This window comes from Agarivorans sp. QJM3NY_33 (assembly GCF_050870865.2).
GTDB lineage: Bacteria > Pseudomonadota > Gammaproteobacteria > Enterobacterales > Celerinatantimonadaceae > Agarivorans.
On the sequence record NZ_CP194039.2, the window covers coordinates 4,103,018 to 4,127,731 of the forward strand.

The window sequence follows — 24,714 nt, forward strand, 5'->3', positions numbered from 1 at the left end:
CATAAATAAGCAACAAAACAAAAAACCCTCTATAATTCAGAGGGTTTTACTCATAAATAATAACTAACGACTGTCTTACAACAGTTCGTTAGCCATCTTCACGAGGTTCTCTTGAGTGAAGCCAAACAACTTAAATAGCTCACCCGCTGGCGCAGACTCACCAAAGGTGGTCATTCCCAAGACCTTTCCATCGAAACCAACATACTTATGCCAGAAATCAGCGATACCCGCCTCAACTGCAATTCGTTTACGGACTGCGAAAGGCAATACAGATTCACGATATTCGGCTGATTGCGCATCAAAAACATCCGTTGCAGGCATAGAAACTACTCGAACAGCTTTACCTGCAGCGCTCAGTTCTTCATAAGCAGCCACGGCAAGTTCAACTTCGGAACCCGTTGCAATCAAAATAAGTTCTGGCGTAGCAGCACAATCTTTCAATACATAACCACCACGAGCAACATCAGCCAGTTGTTGAGCATCACGCGCTTGCGGTGCCAAACCCTGACGAGAAAAGATTAACGATGTTGGGCCATCTTTGCGTTCAATCGCATGACGCCAAGCAACCGCTGACTCTACCGAGTCACAGGGACGCCAAGTGCTCATGTTGGGGGTTAAACGTAAACTCGCAGTTTGTTCTACCGCTTGGTGAGTTGGACCATCTTCACCCAAACCGATCGAGTCATGGGTATACACAAAAATAGTCGGTTGCTTCATTAATGCAGCCATGCGTAAGGCATTACGTGCGTATTCCATAAACATTAAGAAAGTCGCACCGTAAGCTTTTAAACCACCATGTAAGGTTACACCATTCATGATTGCCGACATACCAAACTCACGCACACCGTAATGCATATAGTTACCGGAAGCGTCCTCGGCAGTCACCGCTTGAGACCCAGACCACATCGTAAGATTAGACGGAGCCAAATCTGCGCTGCCACCCAGTAATTCAGGCAATTTAGGACAAAAAGCTTCTAAGGTTTTTTGTGAAGACTGACGCGTCGCGACTTTAGCTTGGTTAGCTTGTAAATCAGCAATATACGAATCAGCAAATGCTGTCCAATCACTTGGTAAGTCGCCGTTCATACGACGTTTATACTCGGCCGCAAGTGCTGGGTAAGCAGCTTCGTAGCCAGCAAATAACTGATTCCACTCTGATTGTGATGAGCCACCAGCCTCTTTTGCATCCCAAGCTTGATAAATATCTTGAGGAATTTCAAAAGCAGCATAGGGCCAATTTAAAAATTCACGAGCAGCCGATATTTCGTCAGCACCAAGTGGTGCACCGTGACAATCGTGGCTACCCGATTTATTCGGTGAACCAAAACCAATCACAGTTTTACAACAAATCATGGTTGGCTTGCTTGTTTCAGCTTTGGCTGCCGTAATCGCAGCCGCAATTGCGTCGCTATTATGGCCATCGACACCACCAATCACATGCCAACCGTAAGCTTCGAAACGTTTCACGGTATCGTCGGTAAACCAACCTTCGACATCACCATCAATCGAAATGCCATTGTCATCCCAAAAGGCAATCAATTTACCTAAACCTTGAGTACCAGCAAGTGAACAAGCTTCGTGAGAGATCCCCTCCATCAAGCAGCCATCACCGAGAAAGGTGTAGGTATAATGGTCAACCACAGGAAAACCATCTTTGTTGAATTGAGCCGCTAATATTTTTTCTGCTAAAGCCATACCCACAGCGTTGGTAAGACCTTGACCAAGCGGACCGGTAGTGGTTTCTACACCCGGCGCATAACCATATTCTGGGTGGCCTGGCGTTTTAGAATGTAATTGGCGAAAGTTTTTTAGTTCTTCGATAGGCAGTTGATAACCAGAAAGATGCAGTAGAGAATACAACAACATCGAGCCATGACCATTCGATAGAACAAAGCGGTCACGATCTGCCCAATTTGGGTCATTCGGGTTATGTTTCAAAAAGTCGCGCCATAGCACTTCAGCAATATCAGCCATTCCCATGGGGGCTCCAGGGTGACCAGAGTTAGCTTGCTGAACTGCATCCATACTTAAAGCACGAATGGCGTTGGCGAGTTGACGACGAGAAGACATGAATTTCTCCTGCAAATTATAGGCTATAGGGTATCGAGAGGCGCGTATTGTCACAAAGTCAACGATGTTACTCAATAATTATCTAAAAAGAATCGGTAAATTTATGGCTGAGTTCCACTTATTGAGTACTCACGTGGACAATTACTCAAAATAATGGCGCAAATAACAGAACCGAACAGACAATGTCCCAACGCAAAAATGTCTAAGTGATACCGATCACGTTTTTTTGATTAAAATCATACCAACCTGTCGCAAAAGCACGTAACCTAGTTACACACTCCTCGCTCTGGAGTGGTGACAACACAATCAAACATTAAATGATTAGCAATAACGGATTATTCCTTTGATAGATGAGTTATCGGCTTCTACGCCTCTCCACCCCTTAATTCATTTTCGTCATCCGTTACCTGCGACAAGAGCTTATTTTATATGTTTGAACCGCTGAGTCGGCACCAACGAAACAGCATGGTGATTTACTTTCACCCCAACTAAGCGCTGATTAATTTTATGGACCTATGAATAATTATTCATACGTTGAAGTCATTCTTGCTATTAAGGTTTTAGATTTAAAATGCCTAAGTCTCCCAACTTTCGGTTTTTTCAAGGTGGATTAATCAAGCACCGAACCACCCCTAAATTCTTTACCACCCAATACGATTACATGGTTCTGATTGCTCTTTCTGGCTTTGTTGGCGCAACCGTCGGTTTAGTGATCGCGATGTTTGAAGAACTGATTAATTGGGTTGGTGACTTTCGGATTCACTTAGTCGAGAGCGCTTCGCTAAGTCCTTTCTTAAGTATTATCGCAGGTGCCTCGATTGGCGCTCTGATCACCGCCTTGGGATTTTGGTTAACGGCTCGCTTTGCGCCGGAAGCTTCAGGAAGCGGGATCCCGCACTTAGAAGGCGCTCTGGATGGCTTACATGATATCCGTTGGCGTCGAGTGCTACCGATAAAGTTCTTCGCTGGGGCGCTCACCATCAGTTCCGGAATGGTACTTGGAAGAGAAGGTCCTTCGATTCAAATCGGTGGTTCGGTAGGTCGAATGTTTGCCGGCAGGGCCAAACGTTATCAACACGCCACCCATATCTTAACAGCGGCGGGTGCTGCCGCTGGTTTAGCGGCCGCCTTTAACGCCCCTTTGGCCGGCGTACTATTTGTAATTGAAGAGATGCGGCCGCAATTTCGCTATAGCATTACCTCATTCAAATGCGTCACCTTGTCTAGCGCCGCGGCAACCATTGTGATGCGCTCGATTCATGGCCAATCGGCAGTGATGGATATTCCGAACTTTTCGATTCCAGCACTCAACTCTCTGTGGTTATTCGCTTTACTAGGAATTATTTTTGGTATTGTTGGCGTTAACTTTAACCGTTGGGTCTTGAGTACCACGGCTAAAGTACAACAGCTCCAAAAAAACCGAATTTCGCGGATCGTGATGACAGGTGCGGCATTTGGTGCAGTATTTGCGACCCTGCAAAGCTTGGTTCCCGATATCACCGGCGGCGGAGTAGAACTCATCACCGAGTTGTTTAGAAATCCAATTGTTTGGGGTGTTTGCCTGTTATTGTTTGTGCTTCGCTTATTTACGACCATTGCGAGCTTTGGTTCGGCTGCACCTGGGGGAGTATTCTCTCCCATGCTCGCACTGGGCACTCTGCTTGGATTAGCATATGGCAGCTTAATGGCAAGTTATTTTCCCGACCTGGTTCCTGAACCAGGCATCTTTGCCATTGCTGGCATGGGGGCTCTGTTTGCCGCAACTGTTCGAGCGCCAGTCACTGGCATCATTTTAGTGGTTGAGATGACCGATAACTACCAACTCATTTTACCGTTACTGGTTACTTGTTTAGGAGCGACCTTCATTGCCCAAGCCTTGAAAGGGAAATCACTATATTCTGAACTATTGAAGCAATCACTGCGTAACAATCCTGAAATCAAACGTCAGATCAACGAAAGTCACGAGGATAGTAAAACAAGCTAAACTCGCAATCGCTGTGCGTAAGGATCAGGCATCACGGTTCAAGATAGTAAATGACCCAGATATACAGCCATCACATCGAAAAGCACGAGCCCAAAGTTAAAGTCATCGCCAAGAACGATGGCACAATTGCTGAGCTTGTTCTTTTCGTCCCTCGTCGGCAACACTCAGCAGCGACTTGTTATATGGCACATAACATTTGATTCAGCACTTCCCAAATAAAAATCATCAGTAAAGTGGGCTTTAAGCCCGGTAACAGTATTGCTGCAAGCCCCTGATTCAGTCGCGAGGGTAGCCATTCTCACAAATTATTCGCAGATTCATGATTTAATGAGCGAATAGAGTGGAAAAATAAAGTCAGCGAAACTAGAATAGACGTCCAGATGGTCATCCATCTATACGTCATCAACATTACATTCTAAGAGAGTCCAATCACATGACTACACACTTGTTTACTTCAGAATCAGTGTCTGAAGGGCATCCAGACAAAATTGCAGATCAAATTTCTGACGCTGTATTGGACGCAATTTTAACCCAGGATCCCAAAGCCCGTGTAGCTTGTGAGACTTACGTCAAAACGGGCATGGTGATGGTTGGTGGGGAAATCACAACCTCAGCCTGGGTGGATATTGAAGAATTAGCTCGCTCAACGGTACGAGAAATCGGTTATACCCACTCCGACATGGGTTTCGATGCAGATTCTTGTGCGGTATTAAACGTGGTTGGGAAACAATCTCCAGACATCAACCAAGGCGTTGACCGTGCTCGACCAGAAGAACAAGGTGCAGGAGACCAAGGTTTAATGTTTGGTTATGCGACCAACGAAACCGATGTGCTTATGCCAGCACCTATTACCTACTCTCACCTACTAGTCAAACGCCAAGCAGAGGTTCGCAAGAATGGAGTCTTAAGCTGGTTGCGCCCAGATGCAAAATCTCAAGTTACCTTTGCTTATGAGAATGGCATCATTACCGGGATCGATGCAGTAGTCCTTTCGACCCAACATTGCGACAGCATTTCCACCGAAGATTTGCGTGAAGCGGTAATGGAAGAAATCATTAAACCAGTGCTTCCAGCACAGTGGCTCAATGACAAAACCCAGTACCATATCAACCCCACAGGTCGTTTTGTCATTGGTGGGCCAATGGGCGACTGTGGCTTAACTGGCCGTAAGATCATTGTGGATACCTATGGCGGCATGGCGCGTCATGGCGGGGGGGCTTTCTCCGGTAAAGATCCATCAAAAGTGGATCGTAGTGCCGCTTATGCAGGCCGTTATGTCGCCAAGAATATTGTCGCAGCAGGTTTAGCAGAGCGTTGTGAGATTCAAGTGTCTTATGCGATAGGAGTCGCCGAGCCGACTTCTATTAGTATCGAAACCTTTGGTAGCGGTAAACTCGCTGAAGACAAATTGATTGCCTTGGTACGCAAGCATTTCGACCTTCGCCCTTATGGTATTTTGAAAATGCTCGACCTGGAGCGCCCCATCTATCAAGCCACAGCCGCTTATGGTCACTTTGGTCGCAACGAGTTCCCATGGGAACAAACCGATAAAGCCGAAGCCCTGAAAGCCGATGCTGGCCTATAAACCCAAGCCTCACTAGCTTGAAGCAGCCGAAAGCGTATAATCAGCGATTATCCTTTCGGCTTTTTGGATCTTAAGGTGCAACAACTTTCGCAACAGGTTGAAGCTTGCTTTCAACAAGCAGAACGCTTCTATCAACGTGCATTTACACGACCAGAAATCGTGTTATCGGCACGTCGTAGTAAAGTTGCGGGCAGCGCCAACCTAATTCAATGGCGACTACGCTTTAATCAGCATTTTTACCAACAACAACCACAACACTTCCTCGCTCAAACCGTGCCTCACGAAGTGGCTCATCTAATTTGCCACGCCCTCTATGGTCGAATCAAACCACACGGCAAAGAATGGCAAACCTTGATGCAACAGGTGTTCCACTGCTCACCTACAACCACTCATCGTTACTCCCTGGAAACTCTCGAGCTAAGCACGGTGATGTATCGCTGCCAGTGCCAAAACCATCAATTGGGGATCCGCCGTCATAATAAAGTACTGCAAGGGGCTCGCTATCAATGTAAACGCTGTAAACAAACCTTGGTTGCTCAATAAACCATAACTTGCCAGCCAAATGAGCAGCACTAACAACCGCAACGATTTGCAGGCTAGGCTTCGAGCGACGAACAGTTTATCCTTAACAACCTTATTTGCTTCAATTTTCACTCGCTCAGGAGCCGACACTTAGCATGCGTATTCCTCGTATTTATCAACCCTCCCCACTCAACGTTCAGCAAATCGTTGAATTAGATAGCGAGGCCGCCAACCATGTCGGTCGAGTATTACGGATGACAGCAGGCCAACACTTAGAGCTATTTAATGGCGACGGCAACAATTACTCCGCAAGTATCGAAAGTAGCGGCAAGAAGCAGGTGAGTGTAAAAATATTAACGCAACAACTTAATGCCAGCGAATCCCCCCTCAGGATCCATTTAGGACAAGTGATTTCCCGCGGTGACCGCATGGAATTTACCATTCAAAAATCGGTGGAACTGGGGGTCAATAAAATCACCCCACTCACCAGTGAGCGCTGTGGGGTCAAACTTAACCAAGAGCGTTTTGAGAAAAAACGCCAACAATGGCAAAAAATCGCGATTGCCGCCTGTGAACAATCAGGGCGCAGTGTCGTACCCGAGATCGCCGAACTACAGAGTTTTGAGCAGTGGGCTGGTGAAAACAGTCAAGCAATGAAGTTGAATTTGCATCCAAAGGCCCCATATAGCATTAAGACCCTCCCCATTCCGCTGCATGGCGTAAGATTGTTGATCGGGCCCGAGGGAGGGCTCACAGAGCAAGAAATTGCGGTCTGTAACCAGCATCACTTTCAAGAGACCCTACTCGGTCCACGAGTGCTGCGCACCGAAACTGCCGCACTAACAGCAATAACGGCTTTGCAATGTCAATTTGGAGACTTAGCATAAATGAGTATTAAACTCGGGATCGTGATGGACCCCATCACCCAAATCAATATTAAGAAAGACTCAAGCTTCGCCATGTTGATGGAAGCGCAAGCACGTGGCTATCAAATCTATTACATGGAAATGCAAGACTTGTATCTGGAAAATGGTCGCGCAGCAGCCGCTATGCGCCCTTTGGCAGTCCAAGAAAATGCCCAGTCTTGGTTTGAATTAGGCCCAGAAGTCGATCAAAGTTTAAGTGAATTAGATGTGATCCTGATGCGTAAGGATCCCCCCTTTGATACCGAGTTTATCTACGCCACCTACATTTTGGAGCGCGCCGAGAGCGAAGGTTGTTTAATCATTAACAAACCTCAAAGCTTACGCGATGCCAACGAAAAACTATTTACCGCCTGGTTTGCCGAATTCACTCCGACAACCCTGGTCAGCAGTGACATGAAGCGTCTGAAAGCTTTCCATCAACAACATCAAGATGTGATCATGAAGCCACTGGATGGGATGGGCGGCGCTTCGATATTTCGCTTAAAACAAGGCGATCCCAATGTTGGCGTGATCCTCGAAACCTTAACCAACCACGGTCAAGAGTACTGCATGGCTCAGTGTTTTATTCCTGAAATTGTCGACGGCGACAAACGGATCTTAATCGTGGATGGCGAGCCGATGCCCTATTGCCTAGCAAGGATCCCTTCAGAAGGTGAAACTCGCGGTAATTTAGCCGCGGGCGGACGCGGTGTGGCTCAACCGCTATCAGAGAGTGACTGGAAAATAGCAAACGCAATTGGCCCAGAACTCAAAGCCAGAGGGCTGGTATTTGTCGGCCTCGATGTGATTGGTGATAAAGTCACCGAAATTAACGTCACCAGCCCGACTTGTATTAAAGAAATAGAAGCAGCCTTCAATATTTCGATTACAGGCAAGTTAATGGATGCCATTGAAGCTAAACTTATAGTATCAACCTAAGTGAAGTGGTCAGCCATGAATACACTGCAAAACCAGTTCTTATTAGCGATGCCTAGCCTGAATGACCCGTTTTTTAAACGAGCGGTGGTTTATATCTGTGAGCATAATGAACAGGGCGCGATGGGCTTAGTCATTAATGTACCAGTGGATCTCTCGGTCGAATCACTACTGGCACAAATCGAACTACATGACGCTACCGAAGTACATCGAGAGCATCTAGACCGCCCGGTATACCAAGGTGGACCGGTGGCTCTGGAGCGTGGATTTGTGTTGCATTCATCCATGCATGGCTTTAGCAGCAGCTTGAAAGTAAGCGACGATCTGATGGTCACCACCTCCAAAGACGTATTAGACACACTTGGTACAGACGCCCAGCCTTCGGATTACATCGTCACCTTAGGTTATGCCAGCTGGGAGGCGGGTCAATTAGAACAAGAGATTGCCGATAATTATTGGCTTACCCTGCCAGCCAATAGCGAAATCATCTTCAAGGTTCCCAGCAATAAACGCTGGGAGGCTGCAGCCAAAAGCCTGGGGATCGATGTTTGGCAACTGTCCAGTGAAGTGGGGCACGCCTAACATGGCAAGAGCTGGAGAACGTTCGGTATTAGCCTTTGATTTTGGCACCAAGAGTATCGGGGTAGCTATCGGCCAAGAGCTCACCGCCAGCGGCAAACCGTTGGCAGCGCTCAAAGCTCAGGATGGTATCCCCAACTGGCAAACGGTGGAAAAACTACTGGCACAATGGCTACCCGACCTGCTGGTTATCGGCTTACCCCTCAACATGGACGGCAGTGAGCAGGAGCTGACCACCCGTGCAAAAAAATTCGCCAATCGCTTACATGGGCGATTCGGCTATCCCATTGCGCTGCAGGACGAGCGTCTAACCACCGTTGATGCCAAGGAAAAACTGTTTGAATTAGGTGGTTACAAGGCGCTAGAAAAAGGTGCTGTCGATAGCCTCGCGGCCGCCTTAATCTTTGAAAGCTGGTGTTCAGAACAAGTTTGAGCGCCTAAGCCTTAAATCCGGCGAAACAACTTAAGCCGATGAGAGCAAGGGACGCGATCCACTGCTACCAATCTGATTCATGATATGACCTATTTATTGCGCAAAATAAAGTTGTCGATAACGAGGCATAAACTGCAGTAACGAGTGAATCTAATTACAAGATGAATAACGTAATTAGCACTGATTTAGGCCCGCAAAATGAACTGATAATTAGCTAGATTGGTATGATACGAGGCGCTCTCCCACTCACTCCTTGCTCGCATAAAGAACAGCTAAACCTCTCATGAACGGAAAGCGGTGTGGTTCGCAGCGAAAATATCAATCATCATTCAATTAGCTGTTATTAACGTCACAAATATCAGGCGAATAAATGCGCAAAATCAATTTGCCCACAGGCAATTTCAAACACCGAGCAAGCATATCTCAAACAAGTCATCCGATATACCGAGTATATTTAAAGCCCCTATTTATAACGTTGAGATCATAAAATTTTTAATTCATGACAAAGCTGTAAAAAATTGAATAAAAACACTCTCATACATATATCAAGTCGATACCCCGAACCCGCCGGTCAAAAAACAGCCAAAACTATCCGCTAAATATTTCCCTAAATATGTGATGAAACTAGAAATTAATACAATAAAATTAATGTGTTAGCTCATTTTAATAAATACAAAGACATTCATCACAAAAAAATATTAAGAGATTATTATATTACAAATGAACGCGTCACACTGATGACTAATATTAACGACTAAAAGCACCGATTGAAGTGTCATGTTACCTGTAAAACAAGCCAATAAATTTAATCACAAATTTAAAGACCACTTACATCAAACATTCGCGAAGTTCATGAGGATGCTGGAAAAATAAAATGTCTTATAAAAAAATAAATAATAATACTCTACGCCTAAGTACCCTTGCCTTAATCACATCCAGTTTATTACTCACCGGATGTAATGATAGTATTGAATACACCGCTGATGGAAAGGATGATGCTAGTCAGCAACAAGATCTACAAGTTAAAAATGCTCCCTTTGGCTGGGTTACGCAATATAAAGATCCAGACGGTAATGCTCATCAAATTACTGGTGGCGCAGGTGCCACTGAAGACAGTATTTATGTCGTTTCTAGCCGTCAAGAATTAAGAGATGCACTGAATAACATTAATAGCGAAAACTATATTTCCGGAGATAGTGCTGCCGAATTGAAAGCCAAACTTGAGCCCAAAATCATCTATTGGCAAGGTACGATTCGCGGTGATGAATTAAGCGATGGTAGCTATGCGGATGCCGAATACTATAAGTCCAAACCAAATAGAACTAAATTTGATTTTGATCTCTATGTGAAGGCTTTCGACCAAGATTATCGCGATGAATTGCAAGCGACCATCGACGCAAATGGCGCTGATGCGGAGGCCGCTAAAACGGAGCTTGACCTGTTAAAAAGACAGAATGGTCAACGTTCTCAATATGCCAATAATCAAAAATCACAAATTCAATTTCAAGTACCACCCAATACGACTCTGTTAGGGGTCGGCAATGATGCCAAGTTAATTGAAGGCTATTTATCTCTAAATACACTGAGCCATACCTTTGATCGCACAGATAACAGCAACATTATTATTCGCAATATCACTTTCCAAGCTCCCCGTGATTTTGCTCCTGCGTGGGATGCTGGCGATGGTGACTCTGGTAATTGGAATGCTCGGTATGATGCCGTATCGATTAATGCCAGTAATAACATATGGATTGACCATTGTTCATTTTCTGATGGAGACCACCTTGACAAAGACGAAGAGAATATTTTCGGTAAACATGTCCAACGCCATGATGGCTTGTTAGATATAGAAGATGACTCCGATTATATTACTCTCTCTTATAATATTTTTTCAGAACACGATAAGACAATGATCATCGGCTCTGGAGATGGCGATACCGGAGACTATCGTATTACCTTCGAAGGTAACTATTGGAAGAACAATAAACAACGCACTCCACGAGTACGCTTTGGCAAAGTTCATTTAATTAATAACTATCATCAAGGTGCAACTGACGCCGATTACCCCATTCTGTATGCCATTGGAATGGGTTATGGATCATCGATACTTTCTGAAAGTAATGTATTTGATTTCCAAGGAAGTGGGGCAGAAGAAAGCACAATTATTGGTGCTTATAAAGGAAGTAAATTTAAAGACAATGGCTCTTGGTTTAATGATGAGCCCGCTACAGAATTAAATCAAATAGCCTTAGATAAATGTACCGAGCTACAAACAAAAGAAAAAGAAAAAGCAGCCCTGGCAAATAAAGAGCCAGCGAGTTGGGCATTAGAAACTTGTACCAACCAGTTAGATTGGACCCCTCCTTATAACTATACAGTGGGCCGTAATCCATCGGTGGTTAAAGATTATGTGCTGGACAATGCAGGCATCGGAAAACTAAATATTTCTGTTCCTAAATAATTCATTCAAAAAAGCCTCGAAAGATTCGAGGCTTTTTTTTATTAATTGAATACAATTATGATTGCGGATTCGACCAAATTTCTGGATCAATTTGCTTTTGCAATTCTGGATGGTCCTTACTATCAAAGCAAGGAAGCTTACCCGCATCTAGTTGACGGTTATAATCTTTTGCCAGCTTAACCACAACGCCCGACAACATCAGGATCGCCACGAGGTTAACAATTGCCATCAGTCCCATGGATACATCGGCCAGGTTCCAAATAATATCAATTTTAACCACCGCACCAAACATCACCATCGCCAACACCAATAGACGAAAGATCCACAAACCAGCTTTATGATTATGCTCAAGAAAAATCAGGTTAGTCTCTGCGTAAGAATAATTCCCGACAATTGAAGTGAAAGCAAAAAAGATGATCGCAACACCAACAAAATAGCTCCCCCAAGCACCAACTTGACTACTAAGCGCTTGTTGAGTGAGCGCAATCCCGCCACCCGCAAGAGACTCATTATAACTCAGCAAAATAATCGCCGCAGTGGCAGTGCAAATGACAATAGTATCGATAAATACCCCCAACATTTGCACATACCCCTGGGAAGCCGGATGCGGAGGATAAGGCGTCGCGGTTGCAGCCGCATTCGGTGCGCTGCCCATGCCCGCTTCGTTGGAAAACAATCCTCGTTTGATACCATTCATCATTGCGGCAGCGAAAGCACCAGCTCCCGCCTCTTCAAAACCAAAGGCCGAGCGGAAAATAAGACTAAACACCTCAGGCATCTTATCGATGTTGATTACCACAACCACCAAGGCAACTAAAACGTAGGCTAAAGCCATCACCGGCACCACCAGTTCCGCGAATCGAGCAACACTGCGGATCCCGCCAAAAATGATCAAGGCTGCCGCAGCCACTAATACCAGGCCCACCAAGACCTTATCGAATCCAAAAGCTTCATTGAGAGCGGAAGCGATAGAATTGGCTTGCACCGCATTAAAAACCAAACCAAAGGCAACTATCAGGCAGATGGCAAAAACCACGCCCATCCAGCGTTTTCCTAAGCCTTGTTCCATGTAATAAGATGGACCACCACGAAAGTTACCATCGCTATCTTTTACTTTATACAACTGCGCAAGGCTACTCTCTGCAAAACTAGTCGCCATGCCCAGGAAAGCAATTAACCACATCCAAAATACCGCGCCCGGGCCACCCAGTGTGATAGCCACGGCAACCCCAGCGAGGTTACCAGTGCCGACTCGCGCGGCTAAACTCGTACATAAGGCCTGAAAAGAAGAAATACCACTAGCATCGCCCTTACGGCTAGACTTCATCACTGAGAACATGTGGCCAAAATGTCTAATCTGAATGAACCCAGTTCTAATCGTAAATAACACCCCTGAGCCAACCAATATATAAATTAGTAGATTTCCCCAAAGTACATCATTCATCCAGTTTATAACTTCATTCATACCTATTATTTACCTCTTTTTTGGACGTTGATGTCATACCTTCAACATACTTTTGCGGAGGCGAAGTTTAGAGAGGCACCAATAACCATGCTTTGATATATAACAAAAACAAGATAAAAAAGTGCATATATATAAATAAAAGGCATTAACGCTATAAAACAACCACTTTAATCCTACAAAATAGCTATATGTTTTGCGATTTATAGTCAAAAAAATGCAGCTCAGAAACTTTTTTGTAACATTGGTATTTTACTTTCATTGAACCTGTGGTACTTATTAACTGCAACAACATACAAGGAGATAACCATGGATAGGCTAGACTTGGATACTGTTGAAACCAGCAAGGCTTCTCGCAGCTCAAACAAAAAGCGCAAATGGCGAGAAATTGAGGCAATAAAAGATAAAATCCGCTTACAGAAGGAACTACAGTCAATCGACCATAGTTTCGATCTTCATACCGAATACGAATATTAATCTGTGACGAAATACGAATATGACAGGAAACCCGGTTAAGCCGGGTTTTTATTATATTCGCAACAGCCCCCCTTCAACGGAAGGGAGAAATCATCGAAGACTCATCCTCTGCGGCACAAAAGTTAAACTATTTGTCAATTTTTACGACTCACCTGATCTCGCCTACAAAAAAAGCGTGAGCTAAGCCTCAAGAACTGCAAACGACACATGCAAATTATAATAATTAGCGCTAAATTCTTCATCGAAACGTTTGCGCAAACGTTTCGATGAAGAGTAAATCTAAATAAAAATCGTTCCCTAATCACTGACAGAGATGATAACTATCATGAAAAAAGCACCCCTACTCAATGCTGAACTGTCTTACATTATCGCCAAATTGGGCCATCAAGATCAGCTCTGTATCGGCGACGCTGGCCTACCAATCCCCGACAGCTGCCAACGCCTTGATCTCGCATTAACTAAAGGCATTCCTAGCTTTATTGACACCGTTAAAGCGGTACTTGGTGAAATGCAAATTGAAGCCGTGACTCTCGCCGAAGAAACCTTGAGCCATAGCCCACAGTTGCATGCACAGTTGCTCCAGCTAATCCAACAACAAGAGCAATTATCGGGTCAGTTAATCCGCCTTAATTTGCTGAGTCATGAGACTTTTAAACAACAAACAGCAAGTGCAAAAGCCGTCGTCAGAACTGGCGAATTCACCCCTTACGCCAATGTTATTTTCCACGCAGGCGTGGTGTTTTAGCCCTTTATCCGAATCTGGAGCTTTCATGACTCAGCCGATCCTAGAACTCAACAATATCGAAAAGAGCTTTCCTGGCGTGAAAGCCTTAGATGGCGCTAGCTTGCGTGTTTATCCCGGTAAGGTAATGGCCTTATTAGGTGAGAACGGTGCAGGAAAATCCACCTTAATGAAGGTGCTCACCGGTATTTATAGCCTCGATAGCGGCAAGATTAACTATCAAAATAAACCAGTCAGTTTTGATGGCCCTCGCGCATCGCAAAGCGCAGGTATTAGTATCATTCATCAGGAGCTCAACCTGATCCCTGAGCTAAGTATTGCCGAGAATATCTTTTTAGGTAGAGAACCTACTTATGTCTTTGGCGGAATCAATTGGCCACTCATGTATCAACAAGCCGACCGACTATTGGCTCGTCTCAAAATTCAACACAGCGCCAAACAATTGCTGGGTTCGATTAGTTTAGGTGAACAACAAATGGTCGAAATCGCCAAGGCGCTGTCCTTTGAATCCAAGGTGATCATCATGGATGAGCCCACCGATGCTCTCACCGACACCGAAACCGAAGCTTTATTTGCCGTGATCAAAGAGCTCCGAAACCAGGGCTGCGGCATTGTTTATATTTCCCACCGTTTAAAAGAAATATTTGAGATTTGCGATGACATTACGGTGCTGCGTGACGGCAAATTTATAGGTCAACGCAGCATTGACGATATCGACGAAGATAGCATGATTGAAATGATGGTGGGGCGTCGTCTTGATGAGCAATTCCCTCGTATCAACCACCAGCATGGCAATACCTGCCTTGAACTAAAAGGCTTAAGTGGCTCCGGCATACGTCAAGTCAGTTTCCACTTAAATAAAGGCGAAATTCTCGGTATCTCTGGTTTGATGGGCGCAGGTCGAACTGAATTGATGAAGGTGATCTATGGTGCCCTCAACCGTGATTCTGGTGAAGTCTATTTAGAAGGAAAAGCCATTCACCCTTGCAGCCCACAAGAAGGCTTGGCCTTAGGCATCGCTTACATCTCGGAAGACCGCAAAAAAGAAGGCTTAGTTTTGGGGCTATCAGTCAAAGAAAATATGTCTCTATCTTGCCTGAAACAACTTTCTAATGGGCCACAATTGAAGCATGGCGATGAAATTATCGCCGTCGAAGACTTTATCACGCTGTTCAATATCAAAACCCCCAGCCGTGAACAAATCATCGGTAATTTATCAGGCGGCAACCAACAGAAAGTAGCGATAGCAAAAGGCTTGATGACCCGTCCAAAAATCCTGATTTTAGACGAACCCACCCGCGGCGTAGACGTCGGCGCCAAAAAAGAGATCTACCAATTAATCAATCAATTTAAGGCTGAAGGCATGAGCATTATTTTAGTGTCTTCAGAAATGCCTGAAGTACTGGGCATGAGTGACCGAATATTGGTGATGCACGAAGGCACCATAAGCGGTGAATTTAGCGCCGAACAAGCCGATCAAGAGACACTAATGGCCTGCGCTGTTGGTAAAAAAATTAATGAGGACGCAGCATGAACAGCAAAGCCCTAGCGAAACAAAGCCCCCAAGCCCAAACATCAAGCATATTTAGTAAGCATTGGTTAATTGAGCAAAAATCGTTGATTGCGCTGATTTTACTCATCGTCGTCGTTTCAATACTAAATCCCAATTTTTTTACCCTAGATAACCTCCTTAATATTCTTCGGCAAACCTCTGTTAACGCCATTATTGCGGTTGGCATGACACTAGTGATTTTAACCGCAGGGATTGACTTAAGTGTCGGCTCTATCTTAGCCCTCTGTGGAGCCTTTGCCGCCTCAATGATTGGCTTGGAAATCCCCGTTTACATCGCGGTGCCAGCCGCACTGTTAGCGGGAACAGCTTTAGGTGCGGTGAGTGGACTGATTATTGCGAAAGGAAAGGTTCAAGCTTTCATCGCAACCTTAGTCACCATGACTTTACTACGCGGTGTGACCATGGTGTACACCGATGGCCGCCCCATCTCTACAGGCTTTACCGACGTTGCCGATAGCTTCGCATGGTTCGGTACTGGTTATATGCTGGGGATCCCTGTGCCTATTTGGTTAATGGCATTGGTATTTGCTGCGGTTTGGTACCTACTAAATCACACCCGCTTTGGTCGCTATGTGTATGCACTCGGTGGCAACGAGGCGGCGACTCGCCTTTCTGGAATCAATGTAGATCGCGTAAAAATTGGTGTTTACGCCATTTGTGGACTGCTTGCAGCCTTAGCTGGCTTGATCGTCACCTCTCGGCTCTCCTCGGCTCAACCAACCGCAGGAATGGGCTACGAGTTAGACGCAATCGCTGCCGTGGTATTAGGTGGAACCAGTTTAATGGGTGGGAAAGGACGGATTATGGGTACCCTTATTGGCGCCTTAATCATTGGTTTTTTAAACAATGCCTTAAATTTATTAGACGTATCTTCGTACTTCCAAATGATCGCCAAAGCATCGGTGATTTTATTGGCAGTCATGGTAGACAACAAAAACAAATAATAGATAGAACCTCAACTACAAGGAACATCGTTATGAACAAGCTCTCGACATTACTTTCTATGGCTGTACTTGGTACTGCGATCAGCACCACCGCCGCCGCCGATACTCTCGCGATGGTGGTATCAACCCTAAATAATCCATTTTTTGTATCGATGAAAGATGGTGCTGAAGCAAAGGCTAAACAACTCGGTTACGATCTGTTGGTCTTAGATTCACAGAATGACCCAAGCCGCGAGCTTTCCAACGTGGAAGACTTAACAGTACGTGGTGTAAAAGCAATTCTAATCAACCCAACTGACTCCGATGCGGTCTCAAACGCAATCCGCATCGCCAATCACGCCAAAATTCCAGTATTGACGCTCGATCGCGGTGCTAGCCGTGGCGATGTGGTCAGCCATATCGCTTCAGACAATGTCGCGGGCGGAAAAATGGCAGGTGAATTTATAGTGCAGCAGGCTGGCGCAACTGCAAAAGTAATTCAGCTAGAAGGGATCGCTGGAACCTCCGCAGCACGCGAGCGTGGCCAAGGCTTTATGCAAGCGGTCGAGAGCAGCAAAATGCAGTTACTCGGTAGCCAACCAGCTGACTTTGATCGCACCAAAGGGCTGAACGTGATGGAAAATATGCTTGCTGCAAATCCTGATGTTAAGGCTGTATTTGCGCAAAACGATGAAATGGCGTTAGGCGCTTTGCGTGCGGTACAAGCCTCAGGCAAAAAAGTACTAATCGTTGGTTTTGATGGCACCGACGACGGTATTGCTGCAGTAAAACGCGGTTTGATGGCAGCAACGATTGCCCAACAGCCTGAAAAAATTGGAGCCCTAGGGATTGAGACTGCTGATAGAATGTTAAAAGGTGAAACGGTAGAGAAATACATTCCAGTCCCTTTAAAAGTGGTCACAAAATAAGCCTAAAGAAGCACTTTACTTACAGCTAAATAATCAACCGGAACTGAGCAGAACAAGCTTCCAGCTCAGTTCCATAAGTAGCAATCATCGAGGTAACAAATGAGCAAATTGGTTATATTAGGCAGTGTCAATGCTGACCATGTATTACAGGTGAATAGTTTTCCTCAACCAGGTGAAACCTTGCAAGGTAGCGGCTACCAAGTGGTTGCGGGCGGTAAAGGCGCCAACCAAGCCGTCGCAGCCTCACGCCTAGGGGCCGATATTGCCTTTATCGCCTGCATTGGAGACGACGCCTTTGGCCAGCAAAGCCGTATCAATTTTGCCAAAGACGGAATCAATACCGAAGCGGTAATGGAAATCAGTCTCTGCCCTACTGGCATTGCTATGATTTTAGTTGCAGCAACTGGCGAAAATAGTATAGCCATCTCCGCCGAGGCAAATGCTCAGCTAACGCCACAACGCTTAGCCGCTCACACCTCGTTAATTGAGCAAGCCGATACCTTATTGATGCAATTGGAAAGCCCTATCGAAACGGTGACCGCTGCGGCTCAATTAGCAAAACAGCACCAAACCCGAGTCGTACTCAACCCTGCCCCAGCAAGGGCACTTGATGATGACTTATTGGCTCTGATTGATATGATCACCCCCAATGAGACCGAGGCCGAAGCGCTCACTGGGATCAAAGTGGTGAACGCCAGCAGCGCCGCTCAAGCCGCGCAAGTCTTACACCTTAAAGGTATCCCTTGGGTATTGATCACGATGGGCAGTCAGGGGGCATGGGTCAGCCATCAAGGTGAAGGCCGGCTAGTTGCAGGCTATAAAGTCAAGGCGCTAGATACCACGGCAGCGGGCGATACTTTTAATGGCGCCTTGGTCACCGCTTTATTAGAACAACAGCCGGCAGAATCGGCAATACGTTTTGCACATGCCGCTGCAGCACTCTCGGTCACGAAATTTGGAGCCCAACCTTCAATTCCTGATCGACAACAGGTTTTTGAGTTTATTGCACAGCAAGATTCTGCGACTATAGTTAATTAATAGTCTGATTAATCAGGAGAATTTAATCGCCATGGCGACCATAAAAGATGTAGCGAAGCATGCTGGAGTCTCTACTTCAACGGTAAGCCATGTATTAAATAAAACCCGTTATGTAAGCGAAGATATCATTCTTAGAGTGATGACCGCAGTCGATCAATTGCACTATGCACCATCGGCTCTGGCTCGTAGCTTAAAGGTACAACACACCAAAACCTTCGGCATGTTGGTCACGACATCTACCAACCCCTTTTTCGGTGAAGTGGTTAAAGGCGTGGAGCGCAGCTGTTACCAACACGGCTACAATCTAATTTTGTGTAATACCGAAGGTGACCAGGAGCGGATGAAATCAAACCTGGACGCCTTACTACAAAAACGGGTAGACGGACTACTACTCATGTGCGGCGAACTAGAAAACCCCGAATTCGATTTATTTAGCCGCCATCAACCAGTCCCAACGGTGGTGATGGACTGGGGTCCAGTCAACTTCCCCAGCGACAAAATCCAAGATAATTCACTGCAAGGTGGTCAATTAGCCACCCAACATCTAATTAGCCAGGGCCATCGTCAAATTGGCTGCATTACTGGGCCTCTCGACAAACAAACTGCGCAACAGCGCTACGCAGGATTTTTGCGAGCGATGGAACAGGCGAAGCTACCAGTAAATCCAGCTTGGGTCGCCTCTGGTAACTTCGAATGCGAGGGCGGCGAGCAGGCATTTCGAGCCATTCATGCGAATGCTCCCCTGCCAAGTGCGTTATTCGTATCCAATGACATGATGGCCATGGGGGTAATTAATACCGCTAGCAAGCTCGGTATTAAGGTTCCTGAGCAACTCTCGCTGATCGGTTATGATGACATTAAATTAGCCAAATACATTACTCCCTCACTCACCACGATTCATCAACCCAAACACCGCTTAGGGCAGCAGGCCGTCGATAGCCTACTAAGAAAAATAGAGTATCCCGGTCAACCAAACCAAATTATCCAGTTAGAGCCAAGCTTAGTGATCCGTGACAGCGTTCTGACTTATTCTGCCTAATTGAGGCTAAAAACCCGCTTCTTAGCGGGTTGATTCAAATCGATTCTAAACCGAATCGCCTGGGCTTTCCTCATGCGGTTCCGAGAGCTTAATCCGCTCAGCTAAAGCTTTATATTGCTCTTGCACTCGATGACCAAATAAAGGATCTTCGAAATTACCATGTTGCCAGCTTTGCTCTATCGCCCGCCAATCGTCTTCCGTTAAATGTCTTTTTAAGGCCGGAAAGATCACCTCTTCTTCATAATTCAAGTGATCCCATTGGGCTTTAATAAATGCTTCTAATTTGTCGCTAAATTGATCCAGAGGAACCACCGCGTCCAATAAAATAATATCAATAATATCGCTGAGCTCAGCGGTCATCTCCAGTAAGTCGAGATGTTGCTGCTTTAGTTGCCCAGACAAGTCATCTTCGACAACTCGATACTTGGTATAATAATCGTAAATCAGATCTTCTTTAGGATGATGGCAACGGTCAGCGTACTCTTGCATATAACTAATAATATGAGCAATTAATTTATATTTAACTGCTTTTTCGTTACGAATATGCTCCAGTTTCTGCTCCAACACTTTTAACAACTTGGCGATATTCTGATGGTCTTGATGAAGACTTTGTAACATTGCTGCTCCTTAGCTAACCGCACTCTTAGATTCAGTATAAGGTACTTATTATTTTTAGATTATTGCGCTAGATCGTCTATTAGACCGATTGCCTCTTTGCCTAGTTCACAAATTTTACAATCCCTGTTCAAGGCTTCGCAAAACGAGCGTTGAACAATCAATATGACTTATTGTTCAACAAACACCCACCCCTTGTACAGCATTTAGTCAAGAATGTTCGGTTGCAAGCATAATTACCAAGCTAACGGCTTGCACTGAGTCAACAAACACCGTAAAAAAAATTAAAAAAAACCCTTTTTTGATTAAGGTCAATTGTAGTATAGTTTCAGCAAGTGGCGATAATGATTCAAGTAATGGCTCAGGCATCGCTATATGCTGTAATAAAATTACACTTTTAAGCTAATGAGGTATGTTATGACCACAGGTATTCAAATCACTAAAGCAAACAATCAAGCCCTACTTGGTTCTTTTTGGCTGTTAGATAACGAACAAAATCAAGCGCGCTGCCTTTGTGTTAAAGATGAACTTTTTGCAGAAGATGAAGTCGTCGCCATCGATACATTGGGTCAGATCGAATATCGCGAAGTACCGATGAAAGCACAGGCACTGGAAGAAGGTGGTCAACACCTTAACGTGAATGTACTACGTCGCGAAACGTTAGAAGATGCCGTGAAGCACCCCGAAAAATATCCACAGTTAACCATTCGTGTTTCTGGTTATGCAGTACGTTTCAACTCGCTAACCACTGAACAACAACAAGATGTTATCACTCGGACTTTCACTGAGTCGCTATAACACGCAGTCTGCAAAAACAAAAAAAGCATGCTTTAGCATGCTTTTTTATTACATGAGATCCAACCTAGCTCTAACGACGCTCGCGTACCAAACCTTCTTGAATGGTAGAAGCCACTAGCTTACCCTCTCGGGTATAAAACTGTCCTCGAACTAAACCCCTTCCCTGAGACGCCACCGGGCTATCAACCACATATAACAACCAATCATCTAAGCGAAAATCGTGATGAAACCACATACTATGATCAATCGTTGCGGCTTGTATTTCCGGTTCAATAAAGGAGCGGCCATGGGGCTGCAAGGCGGTCGGTAAGAAGTTAAAATCTGAAGCGTAGGCCAGCAGATAACGATGAATACGACTATCATCGGGCATTTGACCATTCGCCTTAAACCATACACAGCGTTTTGCAGCTCGTTTTTCTGGTAATAAAGGGTTAACAAACTCGACCGGACGCATTTCTAAAGGTTTATCACAAATAAATTTGTCGCGCACCGCATCGGGCAGCATCTCTCGTAACTGAAATGCATACTCTTGTTCAGAGAGTAGATCTTCTGGAGCGGGAACCTCTGGCATCGCATCCTGATGCTCAAAACCAGCAGACACCTCTTGGAAAGAAGCCGTCATGTAAAAAATTGGCTTGCCAAATTGAATCGCTTTGATTCGGCGAGTAGACACACTGCGTCCATCACGAATGCTTTCAATATCATATACAATCCGGTGATTCGGATCGCCTGGCCTTAAAAAATAAGAGTGAAATGAATGCACCTGGCGATTTTCGGCTACCGTTTCTTTGGCTGCCGACAATGCCTGTCCCATCACTTGCCCACCAAACACTGCACCAAAACCTAAATCTTGGCTTTGGCCACGAAATAGTCCTTCTTCTATGCGCTCTAAGCTCAAAAGTTCGAGCAGATCTTTTAACACTTTACTCATAATAATCGTAATTTTTGAGGTCAATCGGTGCAATATGCGCGAGAAGTTTGCAAAGATCAACTCAGCCAAAGCGAATAACAGTTAATGTTAAAAACGTAAATAAAGTATCCCGAGACAGATTGTTGGGACGAGCGTCGATGATGTGAGCAGACCTGAAAATAACGGTAGACAGTGCGCTCGGTAAACTTGAAAGCCTCAGCTTGGTCAATTTTGATTCTCGCTTGAAACTCTTAACCAAGAGAAAAACCATATAGACTAGAGATTTAAGTGATTAATGATAACCAGCCCTTTAAGTAAGATAAATAAAAATGTGCGTAAATTGATGAAGATTTCGTTTGCTTTGCTCAGCTTTATTACTGTTTCAATAACGAAACGCATTCCAAAACGACCACTTGCATAGCAGCCTCCCAAACACAAAAAAAAGCAATGGGTTTCACACCCATTGCTTTTTTTAACGAAGCCGAAAATTAAATTATAAGCTCAGTAATAAAGCTCTTAATTGTGCGAAATCTGCAGGCATCTGCTTCGACAGTAAATCTAGATCCGCACGATCGGCAAGCGGTTTAGGAATATCGATTTTGCGCTGCAAGATCTCTTCAACACTTTCCTTAAATTTAGCCGGGTGAGCGGTACACAGAAATAAACCTTGTTCGCCATCCATCAGCTGTTCGCTCAATTGCTGATAAGCGATTGCGCCATGCGGCTCACATAAATAGCCCTGCGCATCCAAAGCTTTAAGTGCCTCCGCAGTCTGTTCATCGGTCATCACCCCCTTGGCTAGGTCACTTAAAGACCAACCTTGAGTTTTAAACAGCTCTTCAACGCGTGGCCAGTTATTGGGCTGGCTCACATCCATCGCATTGGAAAGCGTAGCCTGAGTCGGCTTAGGCTCCCATTGACCAGAAGCAAGATAACGAGGCACCGTATCATTCACATTAGTCGCGGCAATAAAACGCTTAATCGGCAAGCCCATAGCTTTGGCGATTAAACCTGCGGTGAGGTTACCAAAGTTACCTGAAGGCACTGAAACCACCAGCTGTTGCCGCTCTGCTTTACTTAACTGTGCAGCCGCTTCAAAGTAGTAACACACTTGCGCAGCCAACCGGCTAATGTTGATCGAATTCGCCGAATTCAAACCAATCGCAGTTTTTAGAGACTGATCATCAAAGGCCTGTTTCACCATCGCCTGGCAGGCGTCAAAGTCCGACTCAACCGCCACCGTAGTAATATTGCCACCAAGGGTACAGAACAACTTTTCTTGCAATGGGCTGATTTTTCCTTTGGGGTAAAGCACCACCACATTGATATTTTCCATACCGTAAAATGCGTGTGCCACTGCCGCCCCTGTATCCCCCGAAGTTGCCGTTAAAATGGTGGTTTTTTTACCTTCGGAGAACTTGGCCAAACACTGCGCCATAAAACGTCCACCAAAGTCTTTAAAGGCCAAAGTCGGTCCGTGAAATAACTCTAATGCACTGATCTGCTCGGTCACTTTTGCCAAAGGTGCTGGAAAAATAAAGGCTTTAGTGACCATTTCCAATAGGCTTTGTTCAGACAATTCGTTATCGAGTAACGCAGCCAATAGCTTGGCACAACGAGGATGAAAATCGAGTTCAAGCAAACTATCGATATCATCAAAGTGAGGAATCGCTTCAGGGAAAAATAACCCTTGTTGTTTACCTAAACCTTGTTTTACCGCTTGGGTAAAACTAACCTGCTCGTCGTTACATTTTAAGTTGTATAAATTCATAGCGATGTTCCTGTTACTCGAGTGCCTTGTTCATCAATTTTACAGATATGGCAAAATCCATCTTGATTTTGAATAAAATGTTGCTCTAACCAGTCTTTTAGACGCTGCGCCTGTTCCAGCACTGGCGTGACCACAAATACCGTCGGACCTGACCCAGAAATACCACTCGCCAATGCACCACTTTGTGCTGCATAGCTGCGAACGTCAGTAAAACCAGGGATCAATTCAGCCCGATAAGGTTCAGCAATCACTTTGTCTTTTAGCAAAGACGCAGCAAGTTCAGGCTGTTTGCTGTAACTGGCATGAACAAACCCTGCAAGATTTCGCCCGTATTCCAAGGTATCTTGGCGACGATACTGGGCGGGTAGAATCGCCCGAGCTTGGGCAGTGGAAATATTAATGCCTGGATAGGCGACAATCCAATACCAATCCTCAAAATGTGGTATCGCTTGGCTGGTTGCTCCAGCTTGTTGCAGCATCAATTGCATCCCACCGAGATAGCATGGTGCCACATTATCATAATGCACACTGCCACTAATTTGCCCTTCGAGCTCCCCCATCATCAGTAGCATTTGTTCTTTATCGAATGGGAAGTCTAAATAGGCATTCAAGCCTTCTAAGGCTGCGACCACCGAACAAGCGCTCGAGCCTAAACCACTGCCGATAGGCAAGTTCTTTTCCAAGGTCATTTTAACGCACCCCAGCACTTGCCCATGATGCGCTAACAACTGCTGAGCAAAATAATGGTAGCAGTCATAGAGAATATTTTGTTTCGGGTCAGCGGGTAGCTTATGCGCGTAAGGCCCTACATTCTCGATCAACACATCAGCGCCATCGGCCGCCTCAATTTGTACTCGGTCGCCCAATAATTGTCCATCTATCGGTGATAGGGCCGCGCCTAGAGAATCAAAACCAACACTCACATTAGCCGTTGAAGCGGGTGCGTAAACCACAATACTCAT

The 24,714-nt window shown here is 45.2% G+C and carries 22 protein-coding genes; 16 read left to right on the forward strand and 6 right to left on the reverse strand.

Translation table 11 applies throughout. The features are described from left to right. Positions 1-75: 75 nt before the first annotated feature. Positions 76-2,070, reverse strand: a complete 1,995-nt coding sequence (gene tkt / locus ACRRSY_RS18360; RefSeq protein WP_432463781.1) for a transketolase — start codon at positions 2,068-2,070, stop codon at positions 76-78. 571 nt (positions 2,071-2,641) lie between these two features. Between tkt and clcA the strand changes: the two genes are divergently transcribed. From clcA to ACRRSY_RS18400, 8 genes are all read left to right on the forward strand, one after another. Next, positions 2,642-4,054, forward strand: coding sequence for a H(+)/Cl(-) exchange transporter ClcA (gene clcA / locus ACRRSY_RS18365; protein ID WP_432463782.1), 1,413 nt, complete (start codon positions 2,642-2,644; stop codon positions 4,052-4,054). A 433-nt stretch (positions 4,055-4,487) separates the two neighbouring features. Then, positions 4,488-5,639, forward strand: coding sequence for a methionine adenosyltransferase (gene metK / locus ACRRSY_RS18370; RefSeq protein WP_432451800.1), 1,152 nt, complete (start codon positions 4,488-4,490; stop codon positions 5,637-5,639). A gap of 75 nt (positions 5,640-5,714) precedes the next feature. Next, entirely contained in the window at positions 5,715-6,182 is a 468-nt protein-coding gene (locus ACRRSY_RS18375) for a SprT family zinc-dependent metalloprotease (protein WP_432451799.1), read from the forward strand. Between the two features lie 134 nt (positions 6,183-6,316). Then, positions 6,317-7,048, forward strand: coding sequence for a 16S rRNA (uracil(1498)-N(3))-methyltransferase (gene rsmE / locus ACRRSY_RS18380; RefSeq protein ID WP_432451798.1), 732 nt, complete (start codon positions 6,317-6,319; stop codon positions 7,046-7,048). Next, entirely contained in the window at positions 7,049-8,005 is a 957-nt protein-coding gene (gene gshB, locus ACRRSY_RS18385) for a glutathione synthase (RefSeq protein ID WP_432451797.1), read from the forward strand. Between the two features lie 15 nt (positions 8,006-8,020). After that, complete coding sequence (locus ACRRSY_RS18390) at positions 8,021-8,584, forward strand: YqgE/AlgH family protein (protein ID WP_432451796.1); 564 nt, start codon at positions 8,021-8,023, stop codon at positions 8,582-8,584. 1 nt (position 8,585) lies between these two features. Continuing rightward, positions 8,586-9,014: a Holliday junction resolvase RuvX gene (gene ruvX, locus ACRRSY_RS18395; protein ID WP_432451795.1), complete on the forward strand. Its 429-nt coding sequence runs from the start codon at positions 8,586-8,588 to the stop codon at positions 9,012-9,014. Positions 9,015-9,888: 874 nt separating this feature from the next. Then, positions 9,889-11,475, forward strand: a complete 1,587-nt coding sequence (locus ACRRSY_RS18400; RefSeq protein WP_432460092.1) for a pectate lyase family protein — start codon at positions 9,889-9,891, stop codon at positions 11,473-11,475. Between the two features lie 55 nt (positions 11,476-11,530). Here ACRRSY_RS18400 and ACRRSY_RS18405 read toward each other — a convergent pair whose 3' ends face one another. Further along, positions 11,531-12,940, reverse strand: a complete 1,410-nt coding sequence (locus ACRRSY_RS18405) for an alanine/glycine:cation symporter family protein (RefSeq protein ID WP_432451793.1) — start codon at positions 12,938-12,940, stop codon at positions 11,531-11,533. Between the two features lie 306 nt (positions 12,941-13,246). On the opposite strand from ACRRSY_RS18405, the gene ACRRSY_RS18410 reads away from it, so the two are divergent. The 7 genes from ACRRSY_RS18410 to ACRRSY_RS18440 all read left to right on the forward strand — a co-directional run bounded on the left by ACRRSY_RS18410 (position 13,247) and on the right by ACRRSY_RS18440 (position 19,658). Continuing rightward, the gene (locus ACRRSY_RS18410; protein WP_432451792.1) at positions 13,247-13,414 is read left to right on the forward strand and encodes a DUF3545 family protein; all 168 of its coding nucleotides are present in this window, start codon (positions 13,247-13,249) and stop codon (positions 13,412-13,414) included. Positions 13,415-13,739: 325 nt separating this feature from the next. Next, positions 13,740-14,159, forward strand: coding sequence for a D-ribose pyranase (gene rbsD / locus ACRRSY_RS18415; protein WP_432460093.1), 420 nt, complete (start codon positions 13,740-13,742; stop codon positions 14,157-14,159). A 25-nt stretch (positions 14,160-14,184) separates the two neighbouring features. Continuing rightward, complete coding sequence (gene rbsA / locus ACRRSY_RS18420; protein WP_432460094.1) at positions 14,185-15,690, forward strand: ribose ABC transporter ATP-binding protein RbsA; 1,506 nt, start codon at positions 14,185-14,187, stop codon at positions 15,688-15,690. Further along, positions 15,687-16,673, forward strand: a complete 987-nt coding sequence (gene rbsC / locus ACRRSY_RS18425) for a ribose ABC transporter permease (RefSeq protein ID WP_432460095.1) — start codon at positions 15,687-15,689, stop codon at positions 16,671-16,673. The genes rbsA and rbsC overlap by 4 nt, the downstream gene beginning before the upstream one ends. 32 nt (positions 16,674-16,705) lie before the next feature. Further along, positions 16,706-17,581: a ribose ABC transporter substrate-binding protein RbsB gene (gene rbsB, locus ACRRSY_RS18430; RefSeq protein ID WP_432463783.1), complete on the forward strand. Its 876-nt coding sequence runs from the start codon at positions 16,706-16,708 to the stop codon at positions 17,579-17,581. A 99-nt stretch (positions 17,582-17,680) separates the two neighbouring features. Then, entirely contained in the window at positions 17,681-18,619 is a 939-nt protein-coding gene (rbsK, locus tag ACRRSY_RS18435) for a ribokinase (protein ID WP_432460096.1), read from the forward strand. Between the two features lie 31 nt (positions 18,620-18,650). Beyond that, positions 18,651-19,658, forward strand: coding sequence for a substrate-binding domain-containing protein (locus tag ACRRSY_RS18440; protein WP_432460097.1), 1,008 nt, complete (start codon positions 18,651-18,653; stop codon positions 19,656-19,658). A 45-nt stretch (positions 19,659-19,703) separates the two neighbouring features. Here ACRRSY_RS18440 and ACRRSY_RS18445 read toward each other — a convergent pair whose 3' ends face one another. Continuing rightward, on the reverse strand, positions 19,704-20,276 hold the full coding sequence (locus ACRRSY_RS18445; RefSeq protein WP_432460098.1) for a hemerythrin domain-containing protein: 573 nt from the start codon (positions 20,274-20,276) through the stop codon (positions 19,704-19,706). Between the two features lie 414 nt (positions 20,277-20,690). On the opposite strand from ACRRSY_RS18445, the gene grcA reads away from it, so the two are divergent. After that, positions 20,691-21,071, forward strand: coding sequence for an autonomous glycyl radical cofactor GrcA (gene grcA, locus ACRRSY_RS18450; RefSeq protein ID WP_432460100.1), 381 nt, complete (start codon positions 20,691-20,693; stop codon positions 21,069-21,071). A gap of 70 nt (positions 21,072-21,141) precedes the next feature. Here grcA and tesB read toward each other — a convergent pair whose 3' ends face one another. The 3 genes from tesB to thrB all read right to left on the reverse strand — a co-directional run bounded on the left by tesB (position 21,142) and on the right by thrB (position 24,714). Beyond that, a complete protein-coding gene (tesB, locus tag ACRRSY_RS18455; RefSeq protein ID WP_432451783.1) occupies positions 21,142-22,002 on the reverse strand; it encodes an acyl-CoA thioesterase II in 861 nt (286 codons plus the stop codon). 472 nt (positions 22,003-22,474) lie between these two features. Further along, the gene (gene thrC, locus ACRRSY_RS18460) at positions 22,475-23,752 is read right to left on the reverse strand and encodes a threonine synthase (protein WP_432451782.1); all 1,278 of its coding nucleotides are present in this window, start codon (positions 23,750-23,752) and stop codon (positions 22,475-22,477) included. Continuing rightward, on the reverse strand, positions 23,749-24,714 hold the full coding sequence (gene thrB, locus ACRRSY_RS18465; protein ID WP_432451781.1) for a homoserine kinase: 966 nt from the start codon (positions 24,712-24,714) through the stop codon (positions 23,749-23,751). Before thrB ends, thrC begins: the two co-directional genes overlap by 4 nt.